The organism is Formosimonas limnophila (assembly GCF_014652675.1).
In the GTDB taxonomy this organism is placed as follows: domain Bacteria; phylum Pseudomonadota; class Gammaproteobacteria; order Burkholderiales; family Burkholderiaceae; genus Hydromonas; species Hydromonas limnophila.
The window spans coordinates 284271-296690 of sequence record NZ_BMZG01000001.1 but is presented as its reverse complement, the minus strand read 5'-3'; the positions used below and the strand labels follow the sequence as shown (position 1 = coordinate 296690).

At 48.0% G+C, this 12420-nt stretch carries 9 protein-coding genes and 1 pseudogene; 4 read left to right on the top strand and 6 right to left on the bottom strand.

The window, feature by feature from the left end; all coding sequences use genetic code 11:
• Window positions 1-38 precede the first annotated feature (38 nt).
• The 4 genes from IE082_RS01360 to carA all read right to left on the bottom strand — a co-directional run bounded on the left by IE082_RS01360 (window position 39) and on the right by carA (window position 3572).
• Window positions 39-671 carry a hypothetical protein gene (locus IE082_RS01360; RefSeq protein WP_189490556.1) on the bottom strand — a complete coding sequence of 211 codons (633 nt, stop codon included), beginning with the start codon at window positions 669-671 and terminating at the stop codon, window positions 39-41.
• A gap of 200 nt (window positions 672-871) precedes the next feature.
• Window positions 872-1564 (bottom strand): DUF3667 domain-containing protein, encoded by a 693-nt coding sequence (locus tag IE082_RS01355; protein ID WP_189490554.1) that lies wholly within the window; start codon window positions 1562-1564, stop codon window positions 872-874.
• A 108-nt stretch (window positions 1565-1672) separates the two neighbouring features.
• Window positions 1673-2377 (bottom strand): leucine efflux protein LeuE, encoded by a 705-nt coding sequence (gene leuE, locus IE082_RS01350; protein WP_189490552.1) that lies wholly within the window; start codon window positions 2375-2377, stop codon window positions 1673-1675.
• Window positions 2378-2429: 52 nt separating this feature from the next.
• The gene (gene carA / locus IE082_RS01345) at window positions 2430-3572 is read right to left on the bottom strand and encodes a glutamine-hydrolyzing carbamoyl-phosphate synthase small subunit (RefSeq protein WP_189490640.1); all 1143 of its coding nucleotides are present in this window, start codon (window positions 3570-3572) and stop codon (window positions 2430-2432) included.
• A gap of 326 nt (window positions 3573-3898) precedes the next feature.
• Here carA and tal point away from each other — a divergent pair, with 326 nt between their 5' ends.
• The 4 genes and pseudogenes from tal to IE082_RS01330 all read left to right on the top strand — a co-directional run bounded on the left by tal (window position 3899) and on the right by IE082_RS01330 (window position 9445).
• Window positions 3899-4843: a transaldolase gene (tal, locus tag IE082_RS01340; RefSeq protein ID WP_189490550.1), complete on the top strand. Its 945-nt coding sequence runs from the start codon at window positions 3899-3901 to the stop codon at window positions 4841-4843.
• 160 nt (window positions 4844-5003) lie between these two features.
• Window positions 5004-7691: pseudogene (gene acnA, locus IE082_RS01335) on the top strand (aconitate hydratase AcnA); the annotation flags it as partial.
• Window positions 7692-7775: 84 nt separating this feature from the next.
• A complete protein-coding gene (locus IE082_RS11160) occupies window positions 7776-8702 on the top strand; it encodes an OmpA family protein (RefSeq protein WP_308428984.1) in 927 nt (308 codons plus the stop codon).
• Window positions 8703-8776: 74 nt separating this feature from the next.
• On the top strand, window positions 8777-9445 hold the full coding sequence (locus tag IE082_RS01330) for an energy-coupling factor ABC transporter permease (RefSeq protein WP_189490546.1): 669 nt from the start codon (window positions 8777-8779) through the stop codon (window positions 9443-9445).
• Window positions 9446-9525: 80 nt separating this feature from the next.
• On the opposite strand, the gene IE082_RS01325 is transcribed toward IE082_RS01330, so the two are convergent.
• A complete protein-coding gene (locus IE082_RS01325; protein ID WP_189490544.1) occupies window positions 9526-10380 on the bottom strand; it encodes a lytic transglycosylase domain-containing protein in 855 nt (284 codons plus the stop codon).
• A 67-nt stretch (window positions 10381-10447) separates the two neighbouring features.
• Window positions 10448-12415, bottom strand: coding sequence for a DNA topoisomerase IV subunit B (locus IE082_RS01320; protein WP_189490542.1), 1968 nt, complete (start codon window positions 12413-12415; stop codon window positions 10448-10450).
• Window positions 12416-12420 lie beyond the last annotated feature (5 nt).

Sequence of the window (12420 nt, the reverse complement as noted above, 5' to 3'; positions counted from 1 at the left end):
CAATTTCAATACATTTTTTATGGTGCAATGCGCTACGCTTATTGCATCCTAATAGCTGGAGGAAAATACCAGTTCCAATTAACACTATAATTAACCACAGCAACCAGTATATTTACAGTCATTCCATAGTAGATTGCATAATTATCAATCTTTTTACCTTGCTTACAAAGCACCAATAAAGGAATGGTAATCAAGCATCCCAATAATGCATTCATTTTAAGGAAAGTCCAATATTTAAAATAGCCATCCTCAGTAAATAGCCACACATTAAATGCCCATAAAGAATCCAATATCATAAGCAAAATAATTGCACCAAAAAACAATCTCCATCTATCCTTTGCCAATAACGTCGACATGAAAAACATAACGCTTGCCTCTATAAGGAAAAATAAAGCATCAATCATTAAAGTTACTGAATAATTGTTAGCTTCATGTTCTATATTATTAATATACACGCTAAAAAAATGCCTTCCCATCCCTTGATAAAAAGGGAGAACGATGCAAAAAAAGCCAACAAGTGATGGTAAATGATCTAACTTGAGGACGGAAGATTTTAAATCACTCTGACCTTCTTTTAAAACCAAACTTCTTATGGCTTCCGTCACGGAAAGGCCAATTATAAGTGTATATACCCCCTGAAAAAAGGAAACCGTTTGTTTAATTTCATCCACTTTTAAAACTGCTCCATAAAAAATTACTCTATTAGTGGCTTAGAGTGCAATAAGCACAGGGCATTGCGCCGTTTAACCACCATATTTAAACCCTAATCCAACTCACCCAACCCACTCGCAAACCCACCACCCCAATCCATCGGCAACACTCCCTTGCCCACATACCCCGATCACGCGGAGAAGTGTAGACAAACATTGAGCTACTCTATCCAACACTCTGCACATTCAAAAAGTGACTGGATAATAGAATAACCAATAAAATAAGCAAAAAACAAAGCCAATTGAAAAATCACGCCCAAAAGATGAATAGCGATGCTTTTCCCATAGAGAGAAGCCGTCTTTTTGCGAAAAAACTGAGCGATTGTCTGGAGAAAGTAGGCCAATTGAACCAATATCACCAAAACCACACCAAACGTTGCCACAGAAGGCTCTAACACTTTAAACGTTGTGGTCAAATAGTGTTGTCCAACTAAAAATATAATGCCAAAAAAATTGGATTGTGCAGCGACATAAATCAGTAAAACGACGTATTCATAAAAATTATACGGCTCGGATTTAAAAAAGAACCGAGACATTAACCATGCTTTAAAAAATATACTGAGTAACTGAAAATACAGCAAGTTTTGGGTAAAGCTTTTATACGCATTAGCTCCTTCCGCCAATGGCTCAGTGTATTTGGCGTCAAACCATAAGTAAATCACAAGGGTTGTCGCTAAGTACGAGATGGGCTTAACCAATCTGTCTCGATTTACATTAATATAATCGCGTACGCGATGCCCTGGCGCAACAAACAAACCAATAAAAGTTTGAAGAAGTACTTTCTTAAACCATTTACTTTGAAGCTCTTCTTGCAAGTGCTGCCGATCAATACGGGGAAGGTTTTCGTTTTTCATAAAGAATAAGATTGTTACGTAAAGTGCTAACTGGACTTTATTTTGGATGGTGAATTAAAATTTCGTATAGTAACAATTATGAAACAGGCAGATTTGTTACGCAGTTCATCACACTGTCACCATCGCCAACCGCACGCTAAAACCAACAAACATCAACCCCACCACCGCCGTGCCTGCTACCATCCAAAGCGGCCGTGAGCGAAAAGCTGTGGCGAGCCGCGTACCTGCAAAAATCAACGCGCTCAAATACGCAATGCTACACAACTGCAATATCATCCCGAGGATTAAAAACGCGAGATACGGGTGTTCGGCAGAGGGCGACACAAATTGCAAAAAGAAAGACAAAACAAACAAAATCGCCTTCGGGTTAATCAGACTGACAAGTAATGCTTTCTTAAAAGGATGCATGCCTTCAGTCGTTCTGAGCGTGCTTTGCTCTGAGGCGTCAAGCTCAACAGCCGCTTTTGTCATGGCGTCAGCGGTGAGTTCAGCACGTCTCGCCCAAATACGCCACGCGCCGATGAGCATTTGGATGCCGAGGTAAGAGAGATAGAGCGCACCTGTGATTTTCAGCGCACTAAATAATTGCGGGAATTCTTGTAGTAGTGTAGCTGCACCAGTCACAGCCAACACCATGATGATGGTGTCACCGACAAATACCCCAGCCGCACCCGCATAGCCACGTCGCACGCCCTGCTGTGCGGCGGTGGTCAGAACATACATGGAGTTCGGCCCCGGCAATAGAATAATCGCCACGGTACCAATGAGGTAGGCGGTGATGTCTGTGATGCCGAGGTTGGTGAAAAAATCCATGAGCTACTTTGCTTTTATTAGCCGCTCTAAACTGCGTGAGGACGACCGTGGTTTACTTATTTTGTGCCATCAAATCCGTGAATTTATCAAACAGATACGCAATATCATGCGGCCCAGGTGATGCTTCTGGGTGACCTTGGAAACTAAACGCGGGTTTATCCGTGAACGCCAAGCCTTGCAAGCTGCCATCAAACAACGAGACGTGCGTCGCGCGTACATTGGCGGGTAATGTTGCTTCGTCAGCGGCAAAACCGTGGTTTTGTGAGGTGATGACGACGCGGCCTGTGTCTAAATCTTTGACAGGATGGTTCGCGCCGTGGTGGCCGAATTTCATCTTGAGGGTTTTTGCACCCGCCGCGAGTGCCATGATTTGATGACCCAAGCAAATGCCGAAGGTTGGGATGTTTTTGTCGAGGAACTCACGTGTCGCGGCGATGGCGTAGTCGCATGGCTCTGGGTCGCCAGGACCGTTTGAGAGAAATACGCCGTCAGGGTTCATAGCGAGGACTTCTGCCGCTGAGGTCTGCGCAGGCACGACGGTGATGTCGCAGCCGCGCGAGGCGAGCATGCGCAGGATATTTCGCTTAACGCCAAAGTCATAGGCGACGACTTTAAAACGGGGGTTTGAGACGGTTGAGTAACCTTCGCCGAGTGCCCATTCCGTCTCAGTCCATTGATAGGCTTTGTCCGTGGTAACGACTTTTGCCAAGTCCAAACCGCTCATCCCACCAAAGCCCGCAGCCAGTCGAGTCGCCAGTCCCACATCGTCGCCGACCATGATGCAACCGCCCTGCGCACCCTTCTCGCGCAAGACGCGCGTCAGCTCACGTGTGTCCACGCCTGCGATGGCGACGATGTTATTTGCCTTAAGGTAATCGGGCAAAGATTGTTCGGCACGGAAATTGCTCACCACGGGCGATAAGTCGCGGATAATGAGACCTGCGGCGTAGACTTTGTCCGCTTCGACGTCTTCTGAATTCACACCGACGTTGCCGATGTGCGGATAGGTCAATGTGACGATTTGCTCGGTATACGATGGGTCGGTCAAAATCTCTTGGTAGCCCGTCATCGCGGTGTTAAAGACTACTTCGGCAACCACATGCCCGCTCGCGCCAATGCTGTAGCCATGAAATACCGTGCCATCTGCCAGTACGAGCAGCGCTTTGGGAAATTGGTTAGAAAAAATAGGTAACATCATGGACTCCGTATTTGGCTTTGCTGCGCTGCAGCGTAACAACTCACTTGGCATAAAAAAACCGCCCTTGCATCAATAAATGGTTGATTTATTGTGCTGGGCGGCTTTTTGAGCCAGTCTGCGGGGTGCTCGGTGTGAGTAGATACGCCATATATTCATTCAATTCGTCATTGGGGCAAAACATTATTGTTTAACGACGGCATTTTATCAGAAATCCCACCGGATTTAAAGGCAAAAGGTGAAAAAGTCACTTATAATAAAAGTCAAACCTGAGCTGAGCAAACTCAGCCCACCCCAGTCAACTTCACAACCAACAGAGGGAAAAAATGACCACTTTAGACCAACTCAAACAGTACACCACCGTCGTTGCCGACACGGGTGACTTCGCGGCGATGGCACAATTTTTGCCGCAAGACGCGACGACCAACCCATCTTTGATTCTCAAAGCCGTACAAAAACCTGAGTATCAGCCATTGTTTGAAGCAGCGGTCAAAGCCAATGCTGCTGAGTCTGTCGAAGACATCATGGATCATGTTTTGGTGGCATTCGGTCTCGAAATCCTCAAAATCGTCCCAGGCCGCGTCTCTACCGAAGTCGATGCCCGTTTGTCATTTGACACCGAAGCCTCACTCGTCAAAGCCCGCCGCATCATCAAGCTGTACGAAGCGAATGGTATCAACAAAGACCGCATCCTCATCAAGCTCGCCTCTACTTGGGAAGGCATTAAAGCGGCCGAAATCCTCGAAAAAGAAGGCATCCACACTAATTTAACCTTGATGTTCAGCTTGGCACAGGCGGTGGCATGCTCTGACGCAGGCGTGACGTTGATTTCACCATTCGTCGGCCGTATTTATGACTGGTACAAAAAACAAACGGGCATCGAATACGATGCGGTCAAGGACAACGACCCAGGTGTTGACTCGGTTAAAACGATTTATAACTACTACAAAAAATTCGGCATCAAAACCGAAGTCATGGGCGCGAGCTTCCGTAACATCGGTCAAATCATCGCATTAGCAGGTTGTGACCTTCTCACCATCAGCCCAGATTTACTAGCTAAATTACAAGAGATGAACGAGCCACTCACCGCCGCCCTGAACGAAGCGGATGCGAAAAACTCTGATGCGGTTGAACTCAAGCTGACTGAAGCGTCGTTCCGTTTAGCATTAAACAACGAAGCGATGTCGATTGAAAAGCTCTCTGAAGGCATTCGCCTGTTCTGCATCGACACTGAGAAATTCGCCACATTGATTGAGCAAGCTCGCGCTTAAACCTCACTTTGTGACGCTGTTTGTCATCATGCAAAACTGCCACCTCGTGTGGCAGTTTTGCATCGTGCTTTAATCATGACGCACAACCCGCACATCGGTTCCAGCAGGTGTACAATAAGTCAATTCAAGTGTCAGCCACCTTAACCTCAGAGGTCTTGCCATGTCACACAATCTACACCACACCCTCCGCTCTTTCACTCTGCCTGACGGCAAAACAGCATCGTTTTATAGTTTGCCTGCGTTAGAATCAGCAGGTATTGGACCGATTTCACGACTGCCTATCTCAATACGTATCGTTCTTGAATCCGTGTTACGTCATTATGACGGTCAAAAAATCACCGAAACACATATCAAGCAGTTAGCCAACTGGCAAGCGACCGCCGAGCGCACAGATGAGATTCCATTTGTAGTGGCTCGTGTGGTACTGCAGGACTTCACTGGTGTGCCGCTGCTCGCTGATTTGGCTGCGATGCGCAATGTCGCTCATCAAATGGGCAAAAATCCAAAAACCATCGAGCCGCTCGTACCCGTTGATTTGGTGGTGGATCACTCAGTCATGGTGGACAAATACGGCACCAACATCGCGCTACGACAAAACATGGAGCGCGAATTCGAGCGCAATGGCGAACGCTATCAATTCATGAAATGGGGTATGCAGGCATTTGACACATTCAAAGTCGTGCCACCGGGCATTGGCATCGTTCATCAGGTGAATTTAGAGTATTTGTTCCGTGGCGTGAATGAGAAAAATGGCGTGTATTACCCAGATACCTTGGTCGGCACTGATTCACACACCACGATGATTAACGGCGTGGGCGTGGTTGGCTGGGGTGTCGGCGGCATTGAAGCTGAAGCGGCAATGCTGGGGCAGCCTGTGTATTTCTTAACACCCGATGTGGTGGGTGTCGAGTTAAGCGGCGCTTTGAACGAAGGCGTTACGGCCACTGACCTTGTTTTGACCATCACCGAAATGTTACGCCGCGAAAAAGTCGTGGGAAAATTCGTAGAGTTCTTCGGCGAAGGTACTGCCAGCTTGACGGTCACCGACCGTGCAACGATTGCCAATATGGCACCAGAGTACGGCGCGACCATGGGGTTTTTCCCGATTGATGACAAAACCGTCGATTACCTGACCAAAACAGGCCGTACTGAAGCAGAAATAGCCACATTCAAGGCTTATTATCAAGCCCAAAACATGTACGACGTGCCGATGATGGGCGACATTGACTACACCAAAGTTTTGCAAATGAACCTGAAGGAAATCGTGCCGTCCATCGCAGGGCCGAAGCGTCCGCAAGACCGCATAGCTCTGCCTGAAGCTCAAAACGCCTTCGATACGCTGCTCACAAATACCAGCAGTGATGGCTTTAACAAATCAGTAGATGAGGCCTCGGTGCGCTACACCATTGCGGGTACGGACACCACACTCGGTCATGGTGACGTGGTGCTTGCCGCCATCACCTCGTGCACCAATACCTCAAACCCCAGTGTCATGCTCGCAGCAGGACTACTGGCGAAAAAAGCCGTTGAAAAAGGCCTGCAAGTCCCCGCTCACATCAAGACTTCACTCGCCCCCGGCTCACGCGTAGTGGCAGACTATCTCGAAAAATCAGGGTTACAGCATTATTTGGACGCATTGGGCTTTAATGTGGTGGCCTTTGGCTGCACCACCTGCATCGGCAATGCAGGTGATCTCGCCCCCGAAATCAACGACACTATTTTAAACAACGATGTCATCGCCGCCGCCGTTCTGTCAGGCAACCGCAACTTTGAGGCACGGATTCATCCAAACATCAAAGCGAACTTCCTCGCCAGTCCGCCGCTGGTGGTTGCATTTGCCTTGGCTGGCCGCATGAATATTGATTTGACCACAGAACCCATCAGCATAGGTTCCAATGGACAGCCCGTTTATCTCAAAGACATTTGGCCGAATTCAGACGAGATTAGCACAGCTTTACCATTCGCCTTTGACCCCGCGACTTTTAAAGAACGCTACACTGACTTTGCCAAAGACCTTGATTTATGGCAGCAAGTCCCCGCACCAACGGGTCAAGTCTACAGTTGGCCTGAATCAACCTACATCGCCAAACCACCATTCTTTGATCGTTTCAAAATGAGCACCGATGATATTTCAGGCATCACTGGGGCGAAGGCTTTGTTGATTTTAGGTGACTCGGTGACCACTGACCACATCTCGCCTGCGGGTTCATTCAAAGCAACAACACCTGCAGGACAATGGCTTGAGTCAAAAGGCGTGTCAGCCAAAGACTTTAACAGCTATGGATCGCGTCGTGGTCACCACGACGTCATGGTGCGCGGCACCTTTGCCAACGTGCGTGTCAAAAATCTCATGTTGCCAGCCAATGAAGACGGCTCGCGCATTGAAGGTGGTTACACTCTGCTCAATGGCACACAAACCACCGTATTTGATGCAGCTGCACAGCATATGAGCACAGGCACACCAACCATCGTTTTTGGCGGTGAAGAGTACGGTACAGGCTCCTCGCGCGACTGGGCTGCCAAGGGCACTCAATTACTGGGCGTTAAAGCCGTGATTGCCAAATCATTTGAGCGTATTCACCGCTCTAACCTCGTTGGTATGGGCGTGCTTCCTTTGCAGTTTAAAGAAGGTGACTCTGCCGAAATCCTCGGTATCACGGGCAATGAGACATTTGACATTTTGGGGGTGAACAACCACATCAAACCCCAAGAGGACTTAACACTGGTCATCCATCGTCCCAACGGTACCAGTGCACATGTGCAGGTCACGAGCCGCATTGATACGCCGATTGAGGTTGACTATTATCGCCATGGTGGTATCCTGCCGTACGTTTTGCGCCTGTTGCTCGGCCCTGACGCGCAAGTGACGCCAGAGCAAAGCGTTCCAAATTTTTCACATTTATCCACCACCACACATAAGGAAAAAAGCAGCATGAGTTCAAACAACACCCACAAACAAGGTCAATGGGCCAAATGGACAGGCGCAGCCGTCGCCGCACTCCTCGTCGCACTATTGTTCCGTGGTTGCAACGACTGGGGACAAACCGTTCAAGCGCCTAAAATCGACCCAGCCGTGGTCAATAAAATCGATGCTCCTGCCGTACCCGTGGCCAACAAACTCATGCAGCTCGCAGGCTTTAATAACAATGGCAAATTCACGCTCAACGGCACAGTACCAACCGACGCCATCAAAGCGCAAATTGATGCAGAGCTCAAGAAAACCTTTGGCGATGGCAATTACGTGAACAACTTGGCCGTGGCTGCCGATGTTAAACCAGCTGGCTGGTTGGCAAAACTCGCAGGTTTATTTGACTTCTTCAAAGTCTCAGGCGCGGAAGTCACATTCAATGGTGATGCGGTAACTCTATCAGGCACAACTGGTTCATTGTCCGAAAAACTGCAAACGTTCTTGGGTGACAGCATCAAAGTCTCAGCACTTGACATTGCCAACGCCTCAAAAGCCGCCACAGGCAACGCGCTGGACACACTAAATGCCTTAAAACCTGACGCCTCAGGCAAAGAGATTTTGGATGCGCTGAATCTGCAAATCATCAATTTCGCCAGTGGCTCAGCCGTCATCCCAGCAGAGAACCAAGCTGTCCTCAAAAAAGCCGCCACTCTACTCAAGGACAAAAAAGACTTCACCTTTGAAATCGGTGGTCATGCAGACAATGTCGGCAACGAAGCCGCAAACTTGACCCTATCAGAAAAGCGTGCCGCCGCAGTACGAGACTTCCTCGTCAAAAACGGTGTTGCCGACACCATGCTCACCGCCAAAGGCTATGGCAGCAGCATCCCTGTCGCGGATAACGCCACTGAAGCTGGTCGATTTAAAAACCGACGCATTGAGTATCGTTAATCCTCAAAAATCCTTGCGGCACAGCGCAAGGGTTTTTTATCTGATATTCATACCACCCAACACTAAAAGTCACTATGTTCGACCACCCCAATCCTGACGAAATATTCAATCTCAATATTTGGTGGAGTATAAATGCTGTGATTTTTGCAGGGCTTGTGATAATTGCTTTATTGCCCAGCACACGGGCATCCATCAAAGATCATTTACGACAAAACCTCTGGCTGGGTTTGACCTTAATGCTTTGTTTGATTTGGCTCATCAAAGCGCAGGCTCTTGATTATTTGTATCTGCATTTGATTGGTGCCAGCATTGCCTATTTGCTGCTTGGTGCGCGGTTAACGCTATTGGCATTGGGTGTTGTTTTGGTGGTGACCAACCTCACCCGTCATGAGTCCATCATAGTTTGGGGCGTTCAGTATGCGCTTGTCGTCGCCTTGCCGATATTTTGCGCTGCATTACTACATTATTTAGTCAATTTGTATTTGCCCAAACGCTTGTTTGTGTTCATCATCGTACGAGGCTTTTTTGTCGCTGCTTTGGGTATGGCTGTAACTGTTTGGATTAATTTACTTGTTTTACAGTATTTAGATTTGGCTGCACGTATTGAGAATAATGATTTTTTACTGTTGATTCCTATTTTATTGGCATGGGGAGAAGGATTGCTCAGTGGTATGGCAACGGCATTGATTGCGGTTTATCGGCCACATTGGTGGTATCAGCCACAAGTTTTTCATGATGTTTGAAGGTGGATTTGTCAAAAAGCGACTGAATATTCAGTCGCTTTTTCATGCGTTCAGCATTATTTGGCGTTGCTAATGATTGATTATTGCACCACTTTTTTATTGAGTTGACCGCCCACTTTCATACTGACTCTTTGCGCAGAACGGCGATTGCTGGTTTTCGACGTTGACGCAATACCGCTATCAGACACCACCATGCCACCCGGTTGGTAAACACTGTAATACTGGAGTACAGTCCGCACGTAATTTTGGGTTTCTTTGTACGGTGGGATGGTGCGCTTGTATTTATATACCGCGCCCTCGCCTGCATTGTAAGCAGCGATAATCAGTTCTGGACGACCTTTAAACATACGGGACAAATCTGCCAAATAACGCACACCTGCGTAAATATTTCTCTCAGGATTCATGAGTTGCGTCACCGTCACACCATAACGAGCGGCAGTTGGTGGGATGACTTGCATGAGACCTTGGGCATTTTTGGGCGAAACTGCACTGGCATTAAAACCAGACTCAGCGGCCATAACTGCCTTAATCAAATTCGGATCAACACCATAAATTCGAGCATGTTTGTGAATAATCGGCTCATAACGCGCCAAGGCCTGACTGCGTAGAAGTTTATTCAAAACAGCTCTGGATGGCTCAGCAATACGCAAACCATTCAAGTTCATACCTGTACCATAGTTACCCATATTGGGCAGATTGGGGGTCATACTGCCGTCGTTTTCTGGTGTCACAGCAAGCACTTTGACATCATCCGATAAAGCAGGACCATCGTGAACAAAAAGCTGGTAACGCTCATCTAACTTCTGCAAAGCATAGTGCGGCACACCTTGATCATCCACGTACACATACATGCCACTCGCTTGTGCAACAGACGCAAAAGCAGCACTGGCGATCCAAGCCAATACGAGGGTGGATAGATGTTTTTTGATGTTCAACTTTGTTTACCTTAATTATATAACTGTGGTTTTTACGTATTATACGCCGCTTTTGACAAATGTCATTTTATATATCCGCTTCGGTCAAATTACCTTTTTCTTCAAGCCAAGCACGGCGTGATGACGCTTCGCCTTTGCCCATAAGCATATTCATCATCGCTGTACTGATATCATCCGAGCTGACATTGGCCATCGACAAAGCGACTTTTGAGAGACGGCGTGTGTCGGGATTCATGGTGGTTTCCCAAAGCTGTTCGGCATTCATCTCACCCAAACCTTTGAACCGTGACACTTGCCATGCGGATTCTTTGACACCGTCTTGGATTAATTTGTCCTGTATGCGTGTTAGCTCGTCTGTATCGAGGCAATAGACTTTTTGAGCAGGTTTTTTGCCCCGCGCTGGCACATCCACTCGAAACAGCGGTGGGCGAGCGATGTATACATGACCTTTTTCAATAAGTTTGGGAAAGTGTTTGTAAAACAACGTCAGTAACAACACCTGAATGTGCGAACCGTCCACGTCCGCATCGGACAAAATACAAATCTTGCCGTAGCGCAATCCAGACAAATCTGGCTCGTCCTTTGCGCTGTGTGGATCAACGCCAATCGCCACGGCGATGTCGTGAACCTCATTATTGGCAAACAATCGATCTTTATCGACTTCCCACGTATTGAGCACTTTACCGCGCAGCGGCAAAATCGCTTGGAACTCTTTGTCGCGCCCCATTTTTGCCGAACCACCTGCCGAATCACCCTCGACCAAGAATAACTCGTTGTGTGCCAAATCCGTTGACTCGCAATCAGTTAATTTGCCTGGTAGTACGGCCACACCTGAACTTTTTTTCTTCTCAACTTTTTGGGCGGCTTTGTTTCGCGCCTGTGCTTGAGCGATCACCAACTCGGCCAATTGTTTGCCATAGTCCACATGCTGATTGAGCCATAATTCGAGCGCTGGGCGCGTCGCCTGCGCCACGAGTTTGACGGCATCTCGGTTATTTAACCGTTCTTTGGTTTGTCCTTGAAATTGCGGGTCAAGCACTTTGGCCGACAGGACAAAGGACGTTCGTGCAAACACGTCATCAGAAATCAGTTTCACACCTTTGGGCAATAAGGCATGCAACTCGATGAAGCTCTTTACTGCACCAAACACGCCCTCACGAACACCCGCTTCATGCGTTCCGCCCGCAGGCGTGCCAATCAAATTCACATAACTCTCGCGCAGCAAACTGCCCTCCTGCGTCCAAGCCAGCACCCACGATGCGCCCTCACCTTTTGCAAACGTCTCATCACCCGCAGGCGCAAACCACTCACCACCGAAGAAAGGAATCAATGGCTCAGCTTCTAAATTTTCTCGCAGATAGCCTTGCAAACCATCTTCATAAAACCACGTTTGCGTTTGATCTGTTTTTTCATTGGTCAATGTGACCTTAACACCCGGCAGCAAGACGGCTTTTGCCCGCAGCACTCGTTCAAGCTCGGCTTGCGGAATGTTGGGAGAGTCAAAATATTTAGGGTCTGGCTTGACCGTCACACGAGTGCCGTTCTTTTTGTCGCCCCGAGCAGCATCACGCACATTGAGCTGCTCCAACACATCACCCGCAGAAAAGACCAAACTCGCCACTTGCTTTTCGCGCCAAACCGTCACGCCGAGATACGTCGATAAAGCATTGGTCACCGAGACGCCGACACCATGCAAACCACCTGAGAAGGCATAAGCACCGCCGTCTTTCTTATTAAACTTACCGCCTGCGTGCAGTCGCGTGAACACAATCTCAATAACAGGTACACCTTCTTCAGGATGAATTCCAATCGGAATCCCCCGTCCATCATCCTCAACGCTGACCATACCATCGGCGTGCAAGGTCACCGCAATGGTATTGCCAAAGCCACCCAACGCCTCGTCCGCTGCATTGTCAATCACCTCTTGGATGATATGCAGTGGATTCTCCGTGCGTGTGTACATGCCAGGACGTTCTTTAACGGGCTCTAACCCCTTAAGGACGCGGATACTGTCTTCTGAATAAGCTTGTGTCATGGTTT